At 61.8% G+C, this 23,670-nt stretch carries 28 protein-coding genes; 14 read left to right on the plus strand and 14 right to left on the minus strand.

Annotated elements, in window-relative coordinates; translation table 11 throughout:
* Positions 1–12: 12 nt before the first annotated feature.
* The 13 genes from QTJ18_RS14570 (at position 13) to QTJ18_RS14630 (ending at position 5,889) form a co-directional block, all read left to right on the plus strand.
* Complete coding sequence (locus QTJ18_RS14570; protein ID WP_252750920.1) at positions 13–327, plus strand: hypothetical protein; 315 nt, start codon at positions 13–15, stop codon at positions 325–327.
* On the plus strand, positions 324–1,055 hold the full coding sequence (locus QTJ18_RS14575; RefSeq protein ID WP_252750921.1) for an exonuclease domain-containing protein: 732 nt from the start codon (positions 324–326) through the stop codon (positions 1,053–1,055). The genes QTJ18_RS14570 and QTJ18_RS14575 overlap by 4 nt, the downstream gene beginning before the upstream one ends.
* A gap of 8 nt (positions 1,056–1,063) precedes the next feature.
* On the plus strand, positions 1,064–1,390 hold the full coding sequence (locus QTJ18_RS14580) for a hypothetical protein (RefSeq protein ID WP_252750922.1): 327 nt from the start codon (positions 1,064–1,066) through the stop codon (positions 1,388–1,390).
* A complete protein-coding gene (locus tag QTJ18_RS14585) occupies positions 1,387–1,857 on the plus strand; it encodes a hypothetical protein (protein WP_252750923.1) in 471 nt (156 codons plus the stop codon). The genes QTJ18_RS14580 and QTJ18_RS14585 overlap by 4 nt, the downstream gene beginning before the upstream one ends.
* Complete coding sequence (locus QTJ18_RS14590) at positions 1,823–1,987, plus strand: hypothetical protein (protein WP_252750924.1); 165 nt, start codon at positions 1,823–1,825, stop codon at positions 1,985–1,987. The genes QTJ18_RS14585 and QTJ18_RS14590 overlap by 35 nt, the downstream gene beginning before the upstream one ends.
* The gene (locus tag QTJ18_RS14595; RefSeq protein ID WP_252750925.1) at positions 1,984–2,355 is read left to right on the plus strand and encodes a hypothetical protein; all 372 of its coding nucleotides are present in this window, start codon (positions 1,984–1,986) and stop codon (positions 2,353–2,355) included. Before QTJ18_RS14590 ends, QTJ18_RS14595 begins: the two co-directional genes overlap by 4 nt.
* Positions 2,352–2,510: a hypothetical protein gene (locus QTJ18_RS14600; protein ID WP_252750926.1), complete on the plus strand. Its 159-nt coding sequence runs from the start codon at positions 2,352–2,354 to the stop codon at positions 2,508–2,510. The genes QTJ18_RS14595 and QTJ18_RS14600 overlap by 4 nt, the downstream gene beginning before the upstream one ends.
* Positions 2,507–2,962, plus strand: coding sequence for a hypothetical protein (locus QTJ18_RS14605; RefSeq protein WP_252750927.1), 456 nt, complete (start codon positions 2,507–2,509; stop codon positions 2,960–2,962). Before QTJ18_RS14600 ends, QTJ18_RS14605 begins: the two co-directional genes overlap by 4 nt.
* Positions 2,959–3,159, plus strand: coding sequence for a DUF2783 domain-containing protein (locus QTJ18_RS14610; protein ID WP_252750928.1), 201 nt, complete (start codon positions 2,959–2,961; stop codon positions 3,157–3,159). Before QTJ18_RS14605 ends, QTJ18_RS14610 begins: the two co-directional genes overlap by 4 nt.
* A 258-nt stretch (positions 3,160–3,417) precedes the next feature.
* Entirely contained in the window at positions 3,418–3,735 is a 318-nt protein-coding gene (locus QTJ18_RS14615) for a hypothetical protein (protein ID WP_252750929.1), read from the plus strand.
* A 41-nt stretch (positions 3,736–3,776) separates the two neighbouring features.
* Entirely contained in the window at positions 3,777–4,205 is a 429-nt protein-coding gene (locus tag QTJ18_RS14620; RefSeq protein WP_252750930.1) for a hypothetical protein, read from the plus strand.
* Positions 4,202–5,317, plus strand: a complete 1,116-nt coding sequence (locus QTJ18_RS14625; RefSeq protein ID WP_252750931.1) for an ATP-dependent DNA helicase — start codon at positions 4,202–4,204, stop codon at positions 5,315–5,317. Before QTJ18_RS14620 ends, QTJ18_RS14625 begins: the two co-directional genes overlap by 4 nt.
* Positions 5,318–5,625: 308 nt before the next feature.
* On the plus strand, positions 5,626–5,889 hold the full coding sequence (locus QTJ18_RS14630; RefSeq protein ID WP_252750932.1) for a pyocin activator PrtN family protein: 264 nt from the start codon (positions 5,626–5,628) through the stop codon (positions 5,887–5,889).
* Positions 5,890–5,941: 52 nt separating this feature from the next.
* On the opposite strand, the gene QTJ18_RS14635 is transcribed toward QTJ18_RS14630, so the two are convergent.
* The 7 genes from QTJ18_RS14635 to QTJ18_RS14665 form a co-directional block, all read right to left on the minus strand.
* Positions 5,942–7,768, minus strand: coding sequence for a toll/interleukin-1 receptor domain-containing protein (locus tag QTJ18_RS14635; RefSeq protein ID WP_252750933.1), 1,827 nt, complete (start codon positions 7,766–7,768; stop codon positions 5,942–5,944).
* Between the two features lie 740 nt (positions 7,769–8,508).
* Positions 8,509–9,804: an amidohydrolase family protein gene (locus QTJ18_RS14640; protein ID WP_252750934.1), complete on the minus strand. Its 1,296-nt coding sequence runs from the start codon at positions 9,802–9,804 to the stop codon at positions 8,509–8,511.
* Between the two features lie 16 nt (positions 9,805–9,820).
* Positions 9,821–10,765: an ABC transporter permease gene (locus QTJ18_RS14645; RefSeq protein ID WP_252750935.1), complete on the minus strand. Its 945-nt coding sequence runs from the start codon at positions 10,763–10,765 to the stop codon at positions 9,821–9,823.
* Positions 10,762–11,811, minus strand: coding sequence for an ABC transporter permease (locus QTJ18_RS14650; protein WP_252750936.1), 1,050 nt, complete (start codon positions 11,809–11,811; stop codon positions 10,762–10,764). Before QTJ18_RS14650 ends, QTJ18_RS14645 begins: the two co-directional genes overlap by 4 nt.
* Complete coding sequence (locus QTJ18_RS14655; protein WP_252750937.1) at positions 11,801–13,369, minus strand: ABC transporter ATP-binding protein; 1,569 nt, start codon at positions 13,367–13,369, stop codon at positions 11,801–11,803. Before QTJ18_RS14655 ends, QTJ18_RS14650 begins: the two co-directional genes overlap by 11 nt.
* Complete coding sequence (locus QTJ18_RS14660; protein ID WP_252751337.1) at positions 13,366–14,769, minus strand: amidase; 1,404 nt, start codon at positions 14,767–14,769, stop codon at positions 13,366–13,368. Before QTJ18_RS14660 ends, QTJ18_RS14655 begins: the two co-directional genes overlap by 4 nt.
* A gap of 9 nt (positions 14,770–14,778) precedes the next feature.
* On the minus strand, positions 14,779–15,765 hold the full coding sequence (locus tag QTJ18_RS14665) for a BMP family protein (RefSeq protein ID WP_252750938.1): 987 nt from the start codon (positions 15,763–15,765) through the stop codon (positions 14,779–14,781).
* 320 nt (positions 15,766–16,085) lie between these two features.
* On the opposite strand from QTJ18_RS14665, the gene fdxA reads away from it, so the two are divergent.
* Positions 16,086–16,445 (plus strand): ferredoxin, encoded by a 360-nt coding sequence (gene fdxA / locus QTJ18_RS14670; protein WP_252750939.1) that lies wholly within the window; start codon positions 16,086–16,088, stop codon positions 16,443–16,445.
* Positions 16,446–16,511: 66 nt separating this feature from the next.
* Here fdxA and QTJ18_RS14675 read toward each other — a convergent pair whose 3' ends face one another.
* From QTJ18_RS14675 to QTJ18_RS14705, 7 genes are all read right to left on the minus strand, one after another.
* Positions 16,512–17,435: a LysR family transcriptional regulator gene (locus tag QTJ18_RS14675; protein WP_252750940.1), complete on the minus strand. Its 924-nt coding sequence runs from the start codon at positions 17,433–17,435 to the stop codon at positions 16,512–16,514.
* A gap of 40 nt (positions 17,436–17,475) precedes the next feature.
* Entirely contained in the window at positions 17,476–18,249 is a 774-nt protein-coding gene (locus QTJ18_RS14680) for an enoyl-CoA hydratase-related protein (RefSeq protein ID WP_252750941.1), read from the minus strand.
* Positions 18,246–19,406, minus strand: coding sequence for a CaiB/BaiF CoA transferase family protein (locus QTJ18_RS14685; RefSeq protein ID WP_252750942.1), 1,161 nt, complete (start codon positions 19,404–19,406; stop codon positions 18,246–18,248). The genes QTJ18_RS14680 and QTJ18_RS14685 overlap by 4 nt, the downstream gene beginning before the upstream one ends.
* Complete coding sequence (locus QTJ18_RS14690; protein WP_252750943.1) at positions 19,403–20,761, minus strand: FAD-dependent oxidoreductase; 1,359 nt, start codon at positions 20,759–20,761, stop codon at positions 19,403–19,405. The genes QTJ18_RS14685 and QTJ18_RS14690 overlap by 4 nt, the downstream gene beginning before the upstream one ends.
* 87 nt (positions 20,762–20,848) lie before the next feature.
* On the minus strand, positions 20,849–21,700 hold the full coding sequence (locus tag QTJ18_RS14695; protein WP_252750944.1) for an ABC transporter permease: 852 nt from the start codon (positions 21,698–21,700) through the stop codon (positions 20,849–20,851).
* Positions 21,694–22,503, minus strand: a complete 810-nt coding sequence (locus QTJ18_RS14700; protein ID WP_252750945.1) for an ABC transporter ATP-binding protein — start codon at positions 22,501–22,503, stop codon at positions 21,694–21,696. Before QTJ18_RS14700 ends, QTJ18_RS14695 begins: the two co-directional genes overlap by 7 nt.
* Positions 22,504–22,508: 5 nt before the next feature.
* Positions 22,509–23,543, minus strand: a complete 1,035-nt coding sequence (locus QTJ18_RS14705; protein ID WP_252750946.1) for an ABC transporter substrate-binding protein — start codon at positions 23,541–23,543, stop codon at positions 22,509–22,511.
* Positions 23,544–23,670 lie beyond the last annotated feature (127 nt).

Raw genomic sequence — 23,670 nt, forward strand, 5'->3', positions numbered from 1 at the left:
AAACCCGCGATCATGCAAACCTACAGTCAGGAGATGTTGGCGCTCTCCAAACAAGCCGCCGAACGAGAACAGGATCTGCTGATCCTCAACCAATTCATCGCCAGAGGTGGTCAGTTCCGGCTCCACCTCTCCGTCGACCATCCCGACCAGCTGGTGAAAGACACGGTCGAGCGGCTCGCTGCCGACGGCTTTCCAGGGGACAAGGTTCTCCAGATCATGGTCCGGAGAGCCGAGATCGCTCTCACGGACACGAAGGAGCGAGCATTCCAGCGCGCCGCGGCAGACATAATGGTCGTGGGTCACCCTGATGCGGGAGCTTCGGCATGAAGATCCGCGTCATCGACATGGAAACCACCGGTCAGGCTGAAGACAAGCTCAAAGGTCACGGCGTCGGGATCGTTGAAATCGGCTGGTCGGACGTTGACGACACTGGCCGCGTCTCGCGCCCCATGGCCCTGCTTGTAAACCCCGGCATGACTGTTCCGCCGGAAGCCCGGGCCGTCCACCACATCAGCGATGAGATGCTCATTGGCGCCCCGCCACCGGACCGCGTTCTTCGAATGCTGATGGAGGGGATGGAAGCGGGTGACTTCTTCTGCGCCCACAACGCCGCATTCGAGCGCGCCTTCTTCGCCGGCGGTCCCTTTCCTTGGATCTGCACCATGAAGTGCGCGAAGCACCTATGGGAGGATGCGCCAGGCTACTCGAACCAGACGCTGCGGTATTGGCTGGGCCTCGACCAGGAGTTCGCATGGCCGGAGCTCGCCTTTCCTCCGCATCGAGCCGGACCCGATGCCTACGTGACCGCGCATATCGCCAACCGGATGCAGCTCATGAAGAGCCCGGCGCGACTGGTTGAGCTGACCAACACTCCGGTGCTCCTGAAGACGGTGCAGTCCGGGAAGTATGCCGGCGAGCTGTGGTCCAATATGGACGAGGGTTACCTCAGCTTCATTCTCGATCCCACCAAAGGGCCGTTCAAGGAAGAGGTTCTCTACACCGCTCGCTATTGGCTCAATAAGTCGCGCGGCCTGGCCGGCACTTCGTTTGCGTGAGGTGCGTCATGGAGCTCATGAAGAAAGGCGATCAGGTCACGATCGTCGGCACGTTGCGGTTCGACCAACGCCCGGACACCCATCTCCATGTGACGGTGAACCATCACGACGTGTTTATCGCCCCCGAGGACGTGACACTTCACCAGCGGCACTTTGTTGCGGGTGACAAGGGATACCTTCCCAGCACGACTGACGCGGGCAAAGATCCATCCGCTGTCGAGGTTATCGCAACGCATGACTGCCTGGTCTGGGTGAAATACGCCGACGGCGGCACCCAAGTTGCCGCCGCAATGGATCTCCTTCGGGAGCCGCCTGCACCAAAGGAGGAACCATGACGGCGGCCCCGGATAGGCCGGCGAGGCCGAAGCGAAAGGCAATCCCTGACCGGGTGAAGCTTATCGCGGCTCTCCGCCGGATCGGGCTCACGATCACCGAGGTCCAGTTCGACCACAATCCAGCGCTCGAGCTGCGACCTGTCAACCCGCACACCGGCGACACCATCCCCCCGGCCAACGATCCAGACCATATCGATATGCTTCTCCTTGTCGAGCACAAGGAAAAGACGTTCGGCAGAGGCGGAGAGAAGCGGGCCACAACGGCGGATAGCGACATCGGTCGGATCGCCAAGGTCCGCCGGCTCACGAAGAAACAGGAGGAGATGCGTCAGCGGATGCTGGCGCGCAGCCAGGGCGAGAAGCCCGCAAACAAGAGCCGGTGGCCGAAGCGCCGGCTTAACCCCCGCAACAATGCGACCAAAGGAAAGAGGCATGACAGACGAGAAGACGGTCCAGAAGACCTTTAGGATCCATCACGCAGGCGGGCACACCGACGTCCTCGCCGCGGATCCACTTCAGGCGCGCGAGCGATTCAGCGATGCCAACCCGAAGCTCCACATTGCTCGCGTGAAGCTGGTGAAGGGTGGTGAAGCATGACTGCTTTCAAACGCGAATTTTTCGACGGCGAGGTGGTCGTGGTTCGGGAAGAGGACGGGAGTGTAGCGACCCATTCCCATGGCAGCCGGTACTTTCGTCTGGATGGCCTGCATGTTGCGATGTTCGGCCTGATCCAGGATCTGTCTCAAGACTCGTCGCAAAGCGAACTCGACGCGACCTGCCCGCAACAAGGCAAGTTCATCGGTGGCTGTAAGTTCCAGGCCCGGTACCATAGCCGGTTTCCAGAGGGAATAAAGTCCATGGAGGGCGGTCAGTCTGAGATCCAGGCGATCATGACCAAGACGTATCTGGGAGAGGCTTGCATCCGCTGCGGCAAGTTCAGACCGGTCACGGAGGGATCGCGATGATGTGGGCACTCTTTGCTGTCGGCGCACTCATAGTGATCTTCGGTATCCACCAGCTCGAGCGGAGCAAGACGAACGAAGAGGGGAAGCGAGCGGCACTGATAAGCACCGTCGGGATGGTCATCATGTTCGCCGGTTATGCGGGGATCTGGCCATGACCAATCCCCTCCGTTCTATCCAGATGCTGTTCTGCCGGATCGATATCGGGCAGGACTGGATCGCCACCCACTTTCCTGACGGGACCAGCTACGGCGCCGAGCCGCAGTACACGGATGAGTACCTGACGCTCTCGCAGCGGTGTGGCTACGGCAGCTACCTCATGAGGTACTGCCACGAGCACGAAATAGCCCACGCCCTCGTCGGGGAGGTCGTGTTCCGCGGCCCCTCGCGGGTCGTGTGGGGATGCGCTCACGGCAAGTATGCGCCAGCCGCCGAGATCCTTGCTGAAGAAGAGCTGTCGATCAGCCTGCAGGCTTTCGCCCGTGCAGGCGTCCTCCCCGGATCCAGTGCGCCAGGCTTCGACTGGTTTGCCCTGAGAGACAGGTTCATCTCTTTATGCGACGGAAGCCCGGCAATCCCACCCAGCAGATCTGATGGGGGTGCGCCATGAAGCTCATCGCACAAGCGGTCTCCTACTCCAGCGTCGTCGGCGGTGGGATCCTGTTGATGACCGAGAAAGGTCATGTGGCGTTCCAGATCGCACTAATTGGGAGCACCGCCGGCATCAGCAAAGAGCAGTCCAAAGCAATGGCCGCTCGCTTGGTCGAACTCATCAACCAGCACGGTCTTGAGGTTCCTGAACGATGACCATCCCCACCAGATCAAGGAGGGGGATTCAGAACAAGGGCCCGTCACGGTCGGCGAGCCCAACAGTCCGAGCTTTGTTTGACGAGATCGACAGGCGAAGAACTTCGATCTCTCAACTCGCCCTCACAATGGGGACCGGTGCGTCCCTTCTTTGGGCCTACCGAGCCGGACGTACCGAGCCTGGCGTCATGCGCGTCGAGGAGATCGCGAACCATCTCGGGTATCGCTTGATGCTGATCCCGATCGAGGAAGAGAACGATGAAGACTCAACAGGGAAATGACCCGAAGCCCTTCGACCGGCGAGAGCTTGAAAACTGCCACGGCTGCGGCAAGGGCGTCATGCACAACGGCGAGATCCACTTCTATGAGGTGGAAATCACGCAATGCATCGCGGACCTGCCGAGCATTCGGCAGCAGCAAGGGCTTGAGATGATGATGGGCAATGCGGCGATCGCCGCTGTCTTCGCGCCATCGACCAATGTCGCGCATCGAATGCCCTCTGTGCGCCGGCTGCTCTGCTCCGATTGCGCGCTTCTGAAGGACATTCCGGTGGCGCAGATGATGGTGGGCGAATAATGCGGGAACCCGGCCTCACCTACTGCGCATCAGGGCACGTCATGACGATCCTCGGCGGCACGAACTGCGGGTGCTATCCAGACGCGGATTGCTCGGTGCCTGTATTCTCTTGCCGCGAATGCGGGGACTCCGACTATGGGGACAACGAGATCGCCCGGCTCCATAAGTCACTGTGCCCGTATCGGGAGGAATGCGAGACGAAGGCTTTCGATTACGCCTCCTTGCCGCCGCTCTACCTGACGAAGCGTGAGTTTAACGCTTTGCCTGAATACAGCGCCACTCATCCAACCGGCGAGCGGCCGGGCGTTAGATGGCGCCGTCATGACGGTGCCTTCGACCGCAAATGTGAAAAGCCCGTCTGGATCATCGGTGAGTATGCGCCGCTATTCGGCCGAGACGACTGCCTGGTCATCAAGTGGCACATCCCGGTCCTCAAGATCGATGCCCCCTTGGATGGAGGTGCAACATGACCACCTGGTCCCCCCAACAGGAACAGGCGCTGGCGAAGGCCGGCGCATGGCTCCGGATGCGTTATCAGCCGGTGTTTCGGCTCTTCGGGTTCGCCGGCACCGGCAAGACCACCCTTGCGATCCACCTCGCTCAGCACGCCAGCGGCAAGGTAGCCTTCGCCGCCTTCACCGGCAAAGCGGCGATGGTCATGCGATCGAAGGGATGCATCGGCGCGAAGACCATTCACTCGCTGATATACGAGTCCGAGACGGATCCGATCACTGGTGAGGTCAGGACGTCGCTACGACATCGCGAGAGCCTCAGCAAGTTCTGCCTCATCGTCATCGACGAGTGCTCAATGGTGAACGAGGAAATCGGAAACGACTTGCTCTCATTCGGCATCCCCATTCTGGTCCTCGGTGATCCCGCTCAGCTGCCGCCGGTGAAAGGAGGCGGATTCTTCACAGAGCAGCAGCCGGACTTCATGCTGACGGAGGTTCACCGGCAGGCGGCCGACAGCCCGATCATCTGGCTCGCCACCGAGATCCGCGAGGGCCGGTACCGCCGCGACCTCATGAACACGAACGGGCTAGTCATCACCGATCGCGGCAACCTGGATCCGGTGCTCGTGCGTGACGCGAACATCGTGCTTGTCGGGCGCAACGACACCCGGATGAAGTTCAATCGCCGTCTCCGCGAACACAAAGTCGGCGCCGACCTCGCCGGCAATAATCCGCTGCCAGTCGTCGGCGAGCCGTTGATCTGCCTGCGGAACGACAAGGAGACGAAGATATTCAACGGCGACATTCTCACCGTTTCAAAGAAGCGGGTCGGCAAGAAGTCAATCCAGATGACGATGGAGGACCAGGCAGGCGATCGGTCAGGAATCAAGGTGACAGTGCGCAAGGAGTTCTTCCACGACGATGTCGCTGCAGGAAAGCTGCCATACAAGGAGATCCGCGGAACGCAGCAATTCACCTACGGCTACGCGATCACCTGCCATAAGGCGCAGGGATCACAATGGCGGGACGTTTGCGTCTTCGACGAGTCCAACGTCTTCGGTGACGACCGGGCCCGCTGGCTCTACACGGCCTGCACCCGCGCCGCCGAGCAGCTGACGCTGGTGATATGATGAGGTTCTGGTCAACCCGTCTGCAGGCATGGATATATTTCGAGACGAGCTGGACTGACTTGGAATCAACCGGCGTCGCTAACCCAGGCGCTCTGGTCACCCGATACCTGATCGGCACAACGCACATGGGCAGCGTCCATTGCTCGCCGTGCGGGACCTTCTATCCGCTGACGCAGCTCCGCCGGTTCGGCGCAGTTGGTACGCTCGCAACAGCCCGACACATCGTCGAGGCATATGCAATCCACGACGTTGCCACCTACGAGACTATAGGCAACGCCTAACTCCCCTCCAAATATGGAAACGACGAGATGAACACAGCTTTCCTTCTTATGGCGCAGTACAACGGCAAGGCCGTCATTCCCGTCAAGGACGTCTGCGCTGACTATTTCACGCACCTGACCGTCGACATTTTCCTCCGGAAGGTCGGCAAAGGAGAAATCAAAATCCCCGTCACCAGGATGGAGGGAAGTAACAAGGCGGCGAAGGGTGTCCACCTCCAGGATCTCGCAGATTATCTGGACGCGAGACGGGCGGAAGCGGAACAGGAACTCCGGCAGATGACGCGGGCCTGAGAGACGAGCGTTGACGACTGCTTGTTTGGCCGGTGACGCCAAAGCCGGCCTTCTAATTGAAGATGTTCACAATCAATTCAAATAGTCGCTTGAGACTTTCGAGAAATGTCTTCGCCGCTTCTGGTGATGTAAGGACGTTGGTCGATATTCCGGTCGCTAATGATGCGATTGTAGTTCCAATGAATCCAGCTAGAGCTATTAGCGCCTTCCGCAACCTTACCTGCCGTTGCTCTTCAGCTTTATCGCTTGCACTTAATGGATTCCGTGCTTCATCGATTTCAACGGCAAGGTAGGTGCCAGCCCTGATCGCGGGTTCTGCTAATACCTCTTCGGCGTCAGCACCTGAGAAGATGCCCGACGCTTTCGAAGCGATCTCCTCAAGGACCGTTTCAGTTACTTTGGAAGCATCAGGAACAGGCGGAGGAAGTGGTGCTTCTGGTGCAGACAAGGACGGTTGAACGGGCTGCAAACGCGGGCGGAGCAACTCATGATTTCTGCACAAGTTCTCAATCATACTTCTTGTGCTTCCCGGCCATGACGGTTGGTCGTCGCCGGTCAAATATTCCTTAAGGCCGCTGATGTCATTATCGAGGATGTACCAGCTGGATGGCCTCGCCGCTACCTGTTCGACAAAATGAGACAAATCGAAGCGGATACCTTCGCCTAGGTTGTTGTCGAGGGCGTGAAGTGCATTGAGTGCCTTTCGTGCCAGGACTTCTTGCGCCCGCAGTAGCGCCTCCAAATCATTGCTGTCTGGATGTGGAGGCGCAGCGTTCGGTGGGCTGTCTTTTGCCGTCACCAAGCCGTTCTCAAGCACCGCAGCTACCGGTGCCGCATCGATAAGCCGTTTCTGTATTTGGTCTGGCGAAGGAGGATCCAGCTTATCCTTCAGCGCCTGCAACAGCTTTCGGAATTCAGGATCATTTGCATCGTTATTCCAGGCCCTTAGATCGACGTACTGGGTCTCTGCAAATCCATAGGGCAACAGTGCGTCGTCCATACGCGCATGCACCAACTTTTTTGCCTTCTGCCCAAAACTGGCCTCCTCAGCCACCGGCAAAGACTCAGTACTGTTCACTGTCCATAGCGTCAGAACTGCAGCCGCTTTCTGCAGATTACTGTTGATCGCCTCTCTCCAAGTATCACCCGGAAATATATGGGCATCATGCCAGAGTGTAATCCCAGCCTCCAATATACGACGAGCCACATTCTCCATCAAATCTTTGTCGGCTCTTGCATACGACAGAAAGACAAACTTCTCATCAGGGGGGCTGCTGTCGCGTACGCTATCTTCTTGCAGCGCACGATGCCTTATGCTTGACAACTCGATCCATGAGCTGGGACGCTCTAGCCCTGCAGGGACACCGGTCATAAGGTCCCCAAGCATTGCGTTCAACTGGTCCTGATCGAGTCCTCGCGCGAAGGAAAGATCAACGAACAAATCATGAGATGTCGTTCTCACGTCAAGAAGGACTGTGATTGACTGAGAAAAGTTGGCCCGCAATGGGAATGAAGGCGTTAGCTTTGCCCTGGAGAGATCAGCTGAGCTGAAATCAGCGTCGCCTAGGTCCGCACCGGACAGATCAGCGCCAATCAAACGAGCAAATGCAAGGTTTGCGCCTCCCAATTGCGCATCTGTAAGATCCGCACGGCGCAGATCAGCGGCGTAAAGCTGTGCGCCCACAAGGTCAGCGTGCGAAAGGTCCGCTTCAGCGAGTATCGCGTTCCTCATCTGAGCGCCGCGCAGGTTATACCCGTGTAAATCGGTTCCCTTCAGATTAGCATCTTGGAGGATTGGAACAAAATGCCGAGTGCTCCGCCTAAGGTTCCACGCCTCTCTGCCCTCCCGAAGCCATCTGACATGATGCGCGTTCGCCATAATTTTCTCCGCACGGAACGGCTGGTCAGCTGTGGCTAACTACCTACTTCCGGTCGTCGGAACGGCAACTGCCTTAACTGCGAATAGCAATGAGTGCACTGGTCGGCAAGACTGATAAGCGTCCCTGTGGGCATAAGGCGTAACATTTTTGTACTCTATATCGAGAGATCTTTCTCCTCCGCCCCCATGTTCATTCCCATCATGGATTGGCTTTGTTAGTACGCCTGCGGTACGCATCATCTCGCATACGCAGATTTTTTTACATGTGAATCATGTACTTAAGGCAGACCGCTGTCCAGTCGATCATAGGCGCAACGGCGAAAACAGGAGCCTGGAAATACCGGTTTCTGTCTGTCTTGACAAAGGCTTGCAACAGTTTCTTCTCCGTCGTGTTCAGGGGCGGCGCCAGCCAGATCCAGGGTAAAATAGCTCCAGCGGGCAAAACAAGCCAGGGCTCCTCATGAACCGGACCAGGGTCGGCCACGCAATGTATTCCTGCGCTGCGGGTAAAGGCTCGGCAGCCTATGGGCCCGGTGTGAATGCGGATCGTGCAGCATTCCCCTTGCGGTCGATTGACATGGATATCAGTCCGTTGTTTGGCGGAAAAATGGCTCGACTGCAGGATGAACGGCTGCGGAGAGACCCGTCCAAGGTATCACGAGGCGAAAATAGGGATCTTGGAGATCTTGACCTGCTCTCGCGGCCGTGCGGCGCACGAAGCAAACGTCGAACTCTGACCGTTAGACAGATCTGCGCGGCACGTAATCGCGGCCGGGATCGATCGATGCGGGTCGTCCGTCGAGGAAGAGTTCGCCAATGCGCGGGGCGGAGCGCGCGATGACCTTACCGGCCTTGATGACGGCCAGGCGGGTCGGCTTCAGCCGCAGCGCCTCGATCACGTCGGCGGCCTGGAGCACGATGAGATCGGCATTGCAGCCGATCTCCAGGCCGTAGCCTTCAAGGCCCATGGTCTTTGCCGAATTGACCGTCAGCGCGTTGAAGATCTGCTTCTTGTCCTCGATGCCCCCCATCTGCGCCACATGGATCGCCATATGGCCGACTTCCAGCATGTCGGCGGAGCCCATCGAATACCAGGGGTCCATGGTGCAATCCTGGCCGAAGGAGAGGTTGAGGCCGGCCGCCATCAGTTCGCGCACCCGCGTCATCCCGCGCCGCTTCGGATAGGTGTCATGGCGGCCCTGCAGCATGATGTTGATCAACGGATTGGGGATGACGTTGATTTCGGCTTCCGCCATCAGCGGGATGAGTTTCGAGACGTAATAATTGTCCATCGAATGCATGGAGGTAAGGTGCGAGCCCGCCACCCGGCCCTGCAGCCCGTGGCGCACCGTCTCGGCCGCCAGCGTCTCGATATGGCGCGACATGGGATCGTCGGTCTCGTCGCAATGGATGTCGACCGGCAGGCCGCGCTCGGCGGCAATGCGGCAGAGTGCTTCAAGCGAGCGACGGCCCTCATCCATGGTCCGCTCGAAATGCGGAATGCCGCCGACAATGTCGAGCCCCATGTCGAGCGCCCGGTTGAGCGCCTTCTCACCCTCGGCGGCCCGGTAATAGCCGTCCTGCGGAAAGGCGACGAGCTGCAGGGTGATATAGGGGGCAACGCGCTCGCGCACCTCGATCAGCGCTTCCGCGGTGACGAGCCGCGGATCGGACGTATCGACATGGCTGCGGATGAAGAGAAGGCCCTGGGAGACGGCAAGATCGCAATAGCGCAGCGCGCGCTCGACCAGCGCCTCCTTCGTCAGCAGCGGCCGCAATTCGCCCCAGAGCGCAATGCCCTCCAGCAGCGTGCCGGAGACGTTCATCCGCGGCATGCCGAGCGACAATGTCGCGTCCATATGGAAATGCGGGTCGCAAAAGGGCGGGCTGACCAGCCGGCCGGTCGCATCGATCTCCTCGCCGGCAGTGGCTTCGATCGATGTCTCGATCGCCTTGATCTTGCCGTCGGCCAGACCGATATCGAAGCCCTGGCGGCCGTCCGGCAGGTTGGCATTGCGGATGATGAGGTCAAACATAGATCTAGTCCTCCGGTCAGCGCTCGCCGCGCCGATAGGGTTGCATGAGGGCCTGCGGAACGCGCGCGCGACGCGCCATGACGGCGAGAGCAGCGATCGACAGGACATAAGGGATCATCAGGAACAGCTGATAGGGCACGGCGCCGCCCAGCGCCGTCTGCAGGCGCAACTGGAAGCCGTCGAAGAAGGCGAACAGCAGCGCCCCCAGCAGGGCCCGGCCCGGCCGCCAGGATGCGAAGACGACGAGCGCGATGCAGATCCAGCCGCGCCCCTGCACCATGGTCGGAAAGAAGCTGTTGAAGGCCGAGAGCGTCAGAAAGGCGCCGGCCATGCCCATCAGCGCGCTGCCGGCCATCACTGCGCCATAGCGCACGATCATCGGATTGATGCCCTGCGCCTCTGCCGCGTGGGGATTTTCGCCGGTGATGCGGATTGCAAGACCGAGCGGCGTGCGGAAGATCACATAGGCAAGACCGAGCGCCAGAACGATCGCCACATAGGTGGGCGGCGTCTGCGAGAAGAAGGCCGGTCCGACAAAGGGGAGGTCGCTGAGGCCCGCAAGGGCGATTGGCTGGAAGGGCGTGATGGTGGGCGGCGTGCCGGCAACCGGAACGGCAAGGCGGAAGACGTAATAGCTGAAGCTTGCGGCAAACAGCGTCACGCCGAGGCCCGAAACATGCTGCGACAGGCCGAGCGTTACCGTCAGCCCCGCATGCAGGAGGCCGAGCAGGGCGCCGGCCAGGGCGGCCACCGCGAACCCCGTCCACAGGTCGGCACCGTTATAGACCGCCAGCCAGCCGATCATCGCCCCGAAGGTCATGATGCCTTCGATGCCCAGATTGAGGACGCCCGAGCGTTCGCACAGCAGCGCGCCGAGCGTACCGAGAATGAGGGGCGTGGCAATGCGCAGCACCGCAGCCCAAAGCCCGGCAGAGGCGATGATATCGACGATCGCGGTCATCGGCGGATCCTGTACTGGGTGAAGAAGACGGCGACCAGCATGGTCAGCAAGGACAAGGCTACGATGACATCGGCAATGTAGCTTGGAATGCCCATGGCCCGGCTCATGCCATCGGCTCCGACGAACATGGTGGCGGTAAAGAGGCTCGCCACCACCACGCCGAGCGGGTTGAGATTGGCCAGCATGGCGACGACAATGCCCGAATAGCCATAGCCGGGCGACAGATCCGTCGTGACATAGCCCTTGACGCCCATCACCTCCACGGCGCCGGCAAGACCGGCAAGTCCGCCGGAAACGCAGGCGACGATCACCAGCGTGCGGCCGAGCGGCACGCCGGCAAAGACAGCGCCCGGCGGATTGAGACCTGCCGCCCGCGCCTGCATGCCGAAGACCGTGCGCGACTGGACGAAGGCCAGCAGGAGCGCCAGCAGGGCAGCGATGACGAGACCGAGATTCAGGCGCGAGCGCGCCAGGAGCTTCGGCAACATGGCCGCATCGGCCACCGATTGCGACTGCGGCCAACCGAACGCGGTCGGATCCTTCAGAACCGTGTCGATCAGCATGGAGACGAAGAGCACCGCAACGAAGTTCAGCAGCAGCGTCGTGACCACCTCATCGACGGAGAAACGCAGGCGAAGCCAGAGCGGGACCAGAAGCAGCACCATGCCGGCAAGCGCACCGAGCACCAGGAGCGCCGGAATCTGCAGGGCGGACGGCCAGGAACCGGTGAGGTGCGAACTGGCCCAGGCCACCGTGATAGCCCCGAGATAAAGCTGCCCCTCCCCGCCGATATTCCACAGCCGGGCGCGGAAGGCGACGGCCGCGGCCAGTCCGGTCAGGATCAGCGGCGTGGCGCGCGTCAAGGTTTCCGTTGCCGAAAGCCTGGAGCCGAAGGCACCGGTCAGGATGCGCCAATAGGCCTCCAGCACCGGCGCGCCGGCAATCGCGATCAGGATGCCGGCAATCGCAAGCGCCGCCGCCACTGCCATGAGGGGCGTGGCAATGACCAGCGCCACCGGCCTGTGTTCGCGCCGCTCAAACCGCATGGTTCGCCTCTCCTTCCGAATTGCCAATCCGGCCCGTCGCCCCGTCGCCTGCGCGATCACCGAGCCATTCGCCCGCCATCATCAGGCCAAGCCGTCTCGCCGAGGCCTCCTGTGCCGGGATCGGCGGCGACAGACGGCCGCCGACAATGGCCTGGATCCGGTCGGCAAGCGCCATGACCTCATCCAGGTCCTCCGAAATCAGAAGCACGGCCGTTCCCTGCCTCCGTGCCTCCAGGATACGGTGATGCACGGCGGCCACCGCGCCTTCATCCAGGCCGCGCGCCGGTTGTGCGGCAATCAGGATGCGGGGATGCTCGATCAGGTTCCGGCCGAGGATGAGCTTTTGCATATTGCCGCCGGAAAGCAGCCGGATGCGGCTGGCCGGGCTTGCGCCGCGCACGTCGAATTCGTCGATGATCTTCTGCGCAAAAGCCATGCCTTTCCTGCGGTCAACGAGACCCTTGCGCGAAAAACCCGAGAGGCGTTCCAGCACCGCGTTTTCCCAGACCGCCATCTCGCCGATCGCCCCTTCGGCGTTGCGGTCCTCGGGAATGCGGCCGATCCCGGCGGAGACGACATCGGCGACCGAGAGGGTGCCCACGGGCTGGCCGAAGAGACGAAGATCGCCCGCCGTCCTGGCCGCCGTGCCGGAAAGAAGCTGCGCCAGCAGCGCCTGCCCATTGCCGGAAACACCGATAATGCCGAGAACCTCCCCTGCCCGCAGCGAAAAATCCACCGCTTTGAGCCTGTCCACGCCGCCGCGGCGCACCGTGATCCCTGCTGCTTCCAGCACGATCTCGCCCGGCGTCGAGGCGTCGCGGACGGGCCGCTCCACGGTCCGGCCGACCATCAGTTCGGCCAATTCCGCCTTGCTGGTTTGAGACGGCTTGCGCTCGGCAACGTGACGTCCGCCGCGCAGCACCACGACACGGTCTGCCGTCGACATCACCTCGTCCAGCTTGTGCGAGATGAAGATCAGCGAAAGCCCCTGCCGGGCCATGTCCTTGAGCGTGGAGAACAGATGCTCGGCCTCGATCTGCGTCAACACCGCCGTCGGCTCGTCGAGGACCAGGATCCTGGCATCATTGTACAGCGCCTTGAGGATTTCCACACGCTGCTGCTCGCCGACCGAAAGATCGCCAAGCCTTGCATCCGGATCGACCTTCAGGCCGAAGCGCTGTGAAATGCCGATCAGCTTTGCCTTGGCCTGTGCCCGCTTCAGGCGGAGCGACCAGAGGCTTTCGGTGCCTGTCGTCACGTTTTCCAGCACCGTCAGATTGGGTGCGAGGGCAAAATGCTGGTGCACCATGCCGATCCCGGCGCGAATTGCCGCGCGCGGCTTGCCGGGCGGCAGTTCCGCGCCATCAACCAGCACGCGGCCGGTATCGGGCACGTAATGGCCAAAGAGGATGTTCATCAGCGTCGTCTTGCCGGCGCCGTTTTCGCCGAGCAGGGCGACGATCTCGCCTTTGGCCAGCGACAGAGAGATATTGTCATTGGCCAGCATGGTGCCGAACCGCTTGCTCACACCCTCGATCTGAAGAACCGCTGTGCTCATGAGGGCCATCCTGCAATCGGGAAACGGTGCTGCCAGCGTCCATCCTGCTCCAGGGCAGCGGCCAGTTGCAACAGCAAAGGCTCCGCACCCATGGGCGCCATGAGCTGGACCGGCAGCGGCAATCCCTCCGCATCGGCGCCGAATGGCAGCGTCAGCGCCGGAAAGCCGGAGGCATTGGCAAGGGCGGCAAGCGGCGCAAAGGCGGCCATGCGCTGAAAATGCAGATCCGTATCCCGGTGATTGCTGGGAAAGGAGCCGAGCGGCAGAGGTGCCGAAGACAGGATCGGGCTCAGCAGACAGTCGATGCCGTCAAACAGGCGCCAGAGATCCCGGCTGACAAGGATCATCGCGTTCAGGCTCTGCCACAGGCCGCGCGCCGTGATCGACAGGCCGCGCTCGATGACGGCCTGGGTCAATATCTCCGTTTTTCCCGCATCGAGGTCGAACCTCGTAATGGTATCGGCAAGATTGACGCAGACGATATCGACGAAGGCGCGGCGGCTCGTCGCTGCCATCGCCTCGACTGCTGAGGCGGCGAGCGGCACAAGCCTGTGGCCGAGCGATTCCAGATGGCGCGCCGCATCCTCGACGACCTGGCTTCGCTCCGGCGTCGTGGCAAGCGCCTCCCCCGTCCCGGTCAGCAGACCTATTCGCAGCCCCCCGCCCGGCACGGGCTGCAGGGCAACGGGCGGATAGGGTCCGCGGGTCTTGCCCGACACGGCGGCGAAGAGCGCGGACGTATCGCGCACCGAGCGGCAGATGCCGAGTTCCGTGGCAATGCCGCCCAGATGATTGCCGAAGAGCGGCCCGGCCGGCATCAGGCCGCGGCTCGGTTTCAGCCCGACAAGGCCGCAGCAGGCGGCCGGTACGCGGATCGAGCCGCCGGCATCGGTGGCGTGGGCGATGGACACAATGCCCGCCGCAACGGCGGCTGCCGCGCCCCCGGACGATCCGCCGGCGGAAAGAGCCGGCGCCAGGGGATTGCGGGCCAGCGGGCCGACGGCCGGTTCGCTGGCCAGCGACAGGCCGAATTCCGGACTGGTTGTCAGGCCGAACAGGCAGAAGCCGGCGGCGCGAAACCGTTCCGCCAGATCCGAATCGACCACTCCGCCGCGCCGCGCCATCAGCCTCGAGCCGGCCGTGACCGGAAACCCGGCAAATGGACCACCAAGATCCTTGCCGAGCGTCGGCACGCCGGCAAAGGGCATGGCCCGCCGCTCGTCGACAGGCAAGGCATCGATGCGTTCGGCAGCCTCAAGCCCCTTTTGCGGATCCTGATGCGCAATGGCGCCGAGATCCTTAAAAGCCTGCGCTGCCGACATGGCGGCCGTCATGACCTGACGGCTGGAGAGACGGCTATCGCCGATCGCCTCTGCCAGCGCTGTTGCATCCGCATGCATGGGCAAGGCTTACTTCGGCTCGTCCATGATCTTCGGCACTTCGAAAGTTCCGGCCTTGATCTCGGCGCGCTTGGCTTCCATCGCGGCTTCCGCATCGGCCGGCGCCACGCCCTTGACGTAGACGATGTCGCTGCCGCCTTCCTTCATCAGGCCAAAGGCCGTGTAGTCGCGACCGGTCGGCTTGCCGGCGGCAATATCGGCCAATGCGGCATTCAGGATGGGACGGAAATTCCAGAGTGCATTGGCAAATACGGTGTCCGGATAGCGCGGCGTATAATCAATGAGCGAACCGATCGACTTGATCTTGCGCTCCTTGGCCGCATCCGCCGTGCCGATCCGCTCGCCGAACAGGATGTCCGCGCCGGCATCGATCTGCGCCAGGCCGGCCTCGCGAGCCTTCGGCGGATCGAAGAAGGTGCCGATAAAGGTCACGAGGTGCTTGGCGTCCGGGTTGACGGCCTTCACGCCCGCACCGAAAGCGTTGATCAGCATGTTGACTTCCGGAATGGGCATGGCGCCGACCGAGCCGACGGTGTTGGACTTGGTCATCTTGCCGGCAAGCATGCCGGCGAGATAGGCGCCGTCGAAATTCCAGGTGCCGAAGACGCCGAAATTATCGCCGGCCTCTTTGCCGCTCGACCCCATGACGAAGGCGGTTTCCGGATAATCAGCGGCCACTTCGCGGGCCTGTTTTTCCACAGGGAAAGTTTCGCCGATGATCAGCTTGGCGCCCTGCTCGGCATATTCACGCATGGCACGGGGATAATCGGTTCCGGACACGCCTTCCGAAAAGACATACTCGATGACGCCTTCCTTGGCCGCATCCTGCAGTGCCTTGTGGAGAACCGAGTTCCAGGCATTTTCCACCGGCGAGCCGTGAATGCCGGCGACTTTGACCGGTGACGCCGCACGAACGGAGGGCACGAGGGCGCTTGCGGAAAGGGCCAGACCGGAGGCAAGGACGCCGCGCCTGGAAAGATACAGTCTGTTGATCATCGATTGTTCCCCTGGATTTTACCACTCGGTAAATTCGTAGCATCGCCTAAATTAAAGTCAAGAAAATCAGTTGATTGCAAATTGGGCACGTCTACCCATCTTGGCTGGCAGAATTGTCCTGCGGCTCGCATCTGACCTCAACTTCTTTCGCAGGTTTGCGCCTAGCAGAGCGTTGCCCAATCGGCAACGAACACTGCGCAAATTTCAACTTCCCAGCAATGCCTGCCTCTGAAACCATAGACTGGCACCGCCTGCCTGCCTTATCCGGACGAGATATCGGGATCCATCAGGGCAAGAGGCAAACGAGGAGCGTTTCCGGCATGGCCTATGTGATCACTGCGCCCTGTATCGATGTCAAGGATGGGGCTTGCACCGCAGCCTGTCCCGTCGACTGCATTTATGAGGGCGGCCGCATGTTCTACATTCATCCGGACGAATGCATCAATTGCGGCCTCTGCCTGTCGATCTGTCCTGTCGACGCGATCACCTGGGATGAGGAGATCAAGCCGGAGGCCGAGGTCTTCCTCGACATCAACCGGCAGTTCTTTTCGGCCGAGGTCAGCGGCCTCGGCTCTCCCGGCGGATGGGAGAAGGCAATGGTCGCAGCCGATCATCCGGCCGTTGCCGCCTTCGAACCAAGATTCCCGCACGGCCAGGCGACGGGCCACGACGCTGGATGAGGGTCAGCCTCCCCGGCAGGATCCCCAACGACCCGTCATCTCCCACCGATCGTTGCGGCAGGATCGTCACCGGGCAACGATCTCCTCGATCATCGCCGCGAAAATCGCCAGACGATCCGAGAGATATTCGGCCATCACGTCGGAGGCATAGGGAAGCTTGCGGGTTCGCGGCACGATGACCCCCAGGCGCGCCGTCTCGGTCCGCACCCCGGAGATCGGCAGCGCCAGCACGTGGCCCGCCTTGAGCTCCTCGTAAAATCCCATGGGCGTGTAGAAGGCGACGCCGGCGCCCGACAGGATGAGCGGCTTCAGCATCATCTGGTTATTGCTCGAGACCAGCGCCCGGGCGTGCCGTTCGAGAGCGCCCAGCTCCAGAGAGAACATGAAGCTCGTCACGTCATTGTCGAGCTGCAGCAGGAGCTTGAACTGAGCGCATTGCTCCACGGAAACGGTCTTCATTTTCGCCAGCGGATGGTCACGGGCGACGATCGCCATGATCGGCATCGGGACCGAGGAGAGCAGCCTGACATCCCCTGGCCTGGCAATATCGAAGGTAATGCCGACATCGACGTCGTCATCGGTAAGGAGGCCGAAGATGCGGGCGTAGTTTTCGGTCCGGATACGGAAATCGACGGCTGGATGGTTGCGGGTGAAGTCCATCAGGCATTGCGGCATGAAGGTGATCGCGAGACTGTCGAGGCAGGCGATCGGAATGCGCCCCGTGATCTTGCCGGCAAGATCGCCGAGTTCGCCGCGCATCACCTCGTAATCCTGAAGCGTCGCCTTGGCGTGTCGCAGGACGATCCGCCCTGCCCCGGTCAAGCGCAGACCATCCGGCATCCGCTCGAAGAGCGGAATCCCGAGCTCGTCCTCCAGCTTCTTGATCTGTCGGCTCAGCGCCGATGTGGCAACATGCAGTTCCTCGGACGCCCTGCGAATGGAGCCGGAGCGGGCGACGGCGGCAAAATACCTGAGAATGCTGGCGTGCATGGCGTCTCCCGCGGTTCGAAGCTCCTGTTCTACCGCACGATCAGCGTCCCTTCCACACCGGCTTGCGTTTCTCGATGAAGGCGGTGACACCTTCCTGCGCATCCTCGCTCCGCAGCGCCCGGACAAGCGCATGTGTCTTCAAGGCCTGCGCCTCGGCGGGAGTTAGATGCGCCGTGCGGTTCACCGTATGCTTGATGGCCTTCAGCGACAGCGGCGCGCAGGCAACGATATCGCCGACAAAGCGGTCCACCTCCTCGTCGAGCTGCTCCGGCTCGACAACCGCGTTGACGATGCCGAAGGCGTGCATTTCGTCGGCGCTGAACTGGCGTCCCGTCATCAGGACCTCCATGGCGCGATTATAGGGGATCTTGCGCTGCAGCAGCACCATGCCGCCATCGAGCGGCATGCGCCCGACACGCGCCTCCGGCAGGCCGAAGCGGGCGCTCGACGCGGCAATCACGATATCGCAGCCGAGCACCATTTCGAAACCGCCGCCGAGCGCAAAGCCGTTGACGCGCGCGATGACCGGAACATCGAGACTGCGGCGGAAGGAGAGACCGCCAAAACCGTTGCGGCGGTCAACGGCCCAATAGTCCAGCCCGGACTGGCTGACGCCTTTCATATCCGCGCCGGCACAAAAGGCCTTGGTGCCGGCACCGGTTAAAACAACGCAGGAAATATCGTCACGCGCTTCGATCTCCTGCCAGATGGCTTCCAGCGCCTCTTCCGTGGCGGCATCGACGGCATTCATGCGGTCGGGCCGGTCGATCGTTACGCGCGCGACGCGGTCGGCGACCAGAAAATCAACGCTCATGCCGCATCCTCTTGCCCGTCGCCACCGATCGAAGCGAGGATTTCGGCATTGTGCTCGCCCAGGCGGGGCGGCGGAATGCGCACGCGAACCTCGGCGGAGGACATGTCGATGGGAGACCCGATCAGGCGGATAGGCCCCGCCGCCGTTTCGCCCGCCTCCAGGATCATGCGGTTGATCAGGGTCTGCTCGTCCTCCAGCGCTTCGGCGATCGTGCGGACGGGAGCGCAGAGAATGTCGACACCCTCCAGCCGCTTGACCCAATGAGCGGTCGAATTCTTCTTGAACTCTTCACGGAAGACAGTCTGCAGTTCCGGCCGGTGCTCCATCTGGACATCGAAACTCGCATAGCGCGGATTGGCGGACAGGTCGTCGATCTCCAGCGCCTTGCAGATATCCTGCAGGGGGTTCGGCTTGAAGGCGCCGACCATCACGATCGCGCTGTCGGTCGTCTCGAACACGCCGGTCAGCGGAAATGCGCCCCAGTTCAGCTCCTTGTTGCGCATCATGTGGACCGTTCCCTCCTGCATCTGCATGGCCAGCATGGAGGAGTAGAGGCTGACGGCCACCTGCTGCCCCTCGCCGGTCTTCGCGCGCTGAAGGAGCGCCAGGAGAATGCCCTGCACGAGATGCATGCCGGCTGAGAAATCCGCCAGCGGCGTGGCATAGATGGAGAGCGGGTGGCTCTGGTCGGACTTGCGTCGCATCACTCCGGAAACGGCCTGTGCCAGAACGTCCTGGCCGCCTTTGTGCTCGTAAGGCCCGGTCAATCCGTAACCGGTGCCGACCGCATAGATGAGCTTCGGATTGCGCTTCTTCAGCGCCTCATAGCCAAACCCCATCCGCTCCATCACGCCCGGCCGGAAATTGTTGACCACGACATCGGCCCGGTCGATCAGCGCCAGGACGGCAGCCCGCGCATCCTCCCGCTTCAGATCCAGCGCAAGGCTGCGCTTGTTGCGGTTGAGCGAGCAGAAGACGGGATTGTTGAGACCGTCGGGATCGGAACCCAGCGACCAGCGGGACAGATCGCCGATCTTCTCCTTCTCGATCTTGATGACATCGGCGCCGTAATCGGCCAGCATCTGCGTGCAGCAGGGGCCGAGCATCACCTGGGTGAAATCCACGACGCGGATATCGGTCAGAGGTAGGGTATTCATTCGGCAGCCTCCAGATAGCTGGCATTGGCGGAAGGGGTATCGCCGGGATCGGCACCCTGAGCCCGCATTTGGTGTTGAATGGCCTTCACATCGGCTTTGCGCACGGTGGTGCCGGCCTTCAGCGCAAGCGTTGCCGCCACGCCGGCAGCCTCGCCCATGGCCATGCAGGGCGGGATCTCGCGGCTCGATTTCTGCGCCTGCGGCGTTGCGGAATAGTGACGCCCGGTAACCAGCAGCTGGTCGACTTCCTTCGGCAGCATGGCGCGGTAGGGCGTGTAATAATCGCGGCCACGGCAGACGGAATCGGCAAAATGCCGGCGGCTCATCACATCATCCTTGGTCACCACATATTCGCCTTGCAGCATGCGCGTCTGACGCACGCCGGTCTGGGGCGCGAAATCGACGACATAGGCCTGTTCGAAGCCCGGCAGCTTGGCGCGGGCGAACTCCATCAGCCGGCCCATGCGCGCCCGGCCCTCCACCTCCGCCGCCGCAAGGTCTTCCACCTTAAGGCCGGAGAGTTTGGGCATATGCGGGCAATTGAGCCAGATGACCCCCGGCAGCGGCGTCTTCAGCCACCAATAGGACCAGCACCCGCCGATCAGTCGCTTGGCCTCGTGATCGAGCGCCTTGAAGGCCTCCGGCTCTTCGAATTCGAACCGTTCCGCCGCCTCGGTGTCGACGCCACCCCAGCGGGAGACGGTCGTCAGAATGAAGGTGTCCTCGATATGCGCGGCACCGGCATTGGCGGCGACATCCAGATCGCCCGTGGCATCGATGATGACGCTCCCCATGATCGCCTCCAGCCCGGACTTTGTCTGGCAGACCACACCCTTGATCACCCCGTCCTCGACAATGGCCGAGGAGAACCAGCTATGGGTGCGCAGCTTGATGCGGCTTTCCACGAACATGTCATAGGCCGCCTGCTTGAAGCCGTCGGGATCGAAGGCCGCCGCGTAGCAGATCGGGTGCGGCGCGGTCGGCGTATGGAAATCGAACAATCCCCAGCGCGCCCAGCGGCGCCAGTTTTCCGGCAGGTCGCGGCTGTCGATCTGCCGGTCGTTCTCATCCGGCACGACGCAGAGGTTCTTCGACCGCATGCGGTCGATCATCTCGCCGCAAATGCCCTGCACGGTGATCTCAAGCCCGTTGACCATGTCGTCGAGCACCAGCACCATGCCGCCCGTCGCAAGCCCGCCGAGATAGGGATAGCGTTCGACGAGAGTGACCGATGCGCCATTGCGGGCGGCGGAGATGGCCGCGGATATTCCTGCTGGACCGCCGCCCACCACGACCACATCGGAGCGATCGACAACGGTTGCGGGACGTTGGGGGATGTGGATGGTCGCATGCATGCTCGTTCCTCCCGGTAATGCCGGCATGGTGAAGGGTGCGCCGTCGCGATGGACGCGCGGCTGTTTCTGGTGATGGGGCTCGAAGCGCTATTCGTGAGCGGAAGGCTTCCAGCGGATGATCTTCTTCTCGGCAATCGAGACGACGAAGAACAGGATGACGGCCAGCGCCGCGGCGATCACCACCGTTGCATAGAGCAGCGGCGAGCGGAAATTATAGGTAGCCTCGATGATCAGTGCGCCGAGCCCGTAGCTGGAGCCGATCCATTCCGCCACGATCGCCCCCATCACGCTGCTGGTGGCGGCGATCTTCAAGGCGGCGAACAGAAAGGGCAAGGAGGCGGGAAGGCGCACCTTCCAGAAGATTTCGGCGTGGCTGGCCGACAGGACACGCATCAGATCGAGCATTGCCGGGTTTGCGGATTTCAACCCCTGGACCATGTTGACCAGCGTCGGGAAGAAACAGATCAACCCTGCAATGATGACCTTGGGGGCAATGCCGTTTCCGACCAGCAGCACGAGAATGGGCGCGAGCGCGATGATGGGGATCGACTTGATGATGACGGCGATCGGATAGAAGGCCCTCTCCGCAAGCGGACTGTAGACAAACCATATCGCCAGAAGCACCGCTACGAGATTGCCGAAGACGAAGCCGAGCGCGGCCTCCAGCAGGGTCGGCAAAAGATTGGCCCAGAGCGTCGCGCCGTTCTCATGGAAGGCATACAGAACCGCGACCGGGCTTGGCGCCATGAAAGTCGGCACCGAAAAGCCCCAGACGACCAGTTGCCAGAGCGCGATGCAGCCGATGATGGCAAGCGCCGCGGGAAGATTATCCGTCAGCGGGCCGAAGATGCGGTGGGCGGTGACAGCGCGGCGCGATGCCGTGTCCGTGCGCCTGGCTTCGGCAGGGGCGAGGGAATGGAGAGATTCGGCCATCAGCATTCCTCCAGCAGCCGGCGCAGATGCGCGGTGATGCGAATGAATTCGACGGTGTCGCGGATGGCCAATGTGCGCTCCGAGGGAAGATCCACCTTGACGAATTCCTTGACCCGACCCGGATGCGCGGCAAGCATCAGCACATATTCGCCGAGGAAAACCGCTTCCGGGATGGAATGGGTGACGAAGATGATCGTCGTGCCTGTCTCCTTCCACAGCCGCAGCAATTCCTCATTGAGCTTGTCACGCGTGATCTCGTCCAGCGCGCCGAAGGGTTCATCCATTAGAAGGATGCGCGGCCGGCTGACCAGCGCGCGGGCAATGGCCACACGCTGACGTTGGCCGCCCGACAATTCATGTGGCAGGGCGTTCTCCCGCCCCTGCAGACCCACCAGCGCCAGAAGCTTTTCCGGATCGGCATAGGCTTGCGTGTCCGACCGTTTGCCGACTTCGAGCGGCAAACGGACATTGTCGAGAACGCTGCGCCAGGGCAGCAGCGTCGCCTCCTGGAAGACGAAGGCAAAATCGCGGGCCTCGCGGGCTTTCTGCGGGGACTGGCCCAGCACCGAGATCGCGCCATCGCTGATGCTGACCAGATCGGCGATACAGCGCAAAAGCGTGGACTTGCCGCAGCCGGACGGGCCGATCATGGTGACCAGCGCCCCCTTCGGAATGGTCACCGACACATCCCGAAGCGCCGTGAATACCGATTGCCCGGAGCCGAACTGCACGTCCACATGGTCGACGGACACAGCGGCGAGCTGGTCGTTCGGCGATGGCAGGTCGAGTGTTTGCTGAGCCAGGGCCATGGCGGTTACCCCACCTGTTTGCGGATGTCGGCCGTCGCGTCCAGAACGGACAGCGTCATGACATCCTCGACCGCCGGCACCTTCTCCTTGAACTGGCCGAGATCTGCGTAGGATTTGAGCTGTGCCGCCCAGTTTTCCGCGGTCATGGCGCCCCAGCCGCCGGCCTTGGTCGTTTCGGTGAAGGCAAAGGTCATCAGGGGACCGATCGCTTCCATCTCGCTTGCCCGATCGAGATTGGGGAAGGTTTCGACCAGGATGTCGACCGCCTCTTCCTGATTGTCGCGGGCATAGCCCCAGCCCCGCGCGGTCGCCGCCATCCAACCGGCCAGCTCCTTTGGATGCTCGGCCAGTTCCGTGTCGGTCGTGTAATAGACGTTTGCGTAGAGCTGGATGCCCGTATCCCAGAGCATCAGGTCGACGCGATCGTCTCCCAGGACCTTCAGGGCATTCGTATTGGTCAGCCAGCCGACCACTGCATCCGCCTGGCCGGTGACGAGCTGGTTCATATCGGCACCCATGTTGACGATCTTGACCTGATCCTCCGGCACATTGTTCTTGGCGAGCAAGGCGCGCAAGAGAATGGCGCCGGTCGGCTGGATGGCGACCGTCTTGCCGATCATATCCTGCGCGGAGCGGATCGGCTTTTCCTTCCTGGAGAAATAGGCGTAAGGGTGTTTCTGGTAGCCCGCGGCGATCGCCTTGATCGGGATGCCGGCGCCGCGCGCCAGCATGATCGACGGGCTTGAGGAGATCTGGCCGAGCGTCGACTGGCCGGATGCAACGCCGGCCACGCCATCGACATTGGGGCCGCCGGGCACGATTTCGAGCTCCAGCCCCTGTTCGGCATAGTAGCCCTTCTTCATTGCCACGACTTCGCCCAGAAGGCCGTTGGAGGCGAGCCAGCCGAGCTGCATGCGCAGCTTTGCAGGAGACGCGCCGATGGCTGGCTGGATGGAGATGAATGTCTGTCCCGCGGCAACGGCTCCCAGGGCCGTGGCGGTTTTCATGAAGGCTCGCCTGTTGAATGAGATATGCGTCATGTGGATCCCCTCTCTTTTTCGAGATGTATTAACGGGATCATCGCCGAAGCAGGCGTTGACTTAAAGAACAATTTTGAGCGCGATCCGTTGCCGATTCAGCAAACCACGCCGCCCGGTTCTTCCCAAG

The organism is Rhizobium sp. SSA_523, from assembly GCF_030435705.1.
In the GTDB taxonomy this organism is placed as follows: domain Bacteria; phylum Pseudomonadota; class Alphaproteobacteria; order Rhizobiales; family Rhizobiaceae; genus Neorhizobium.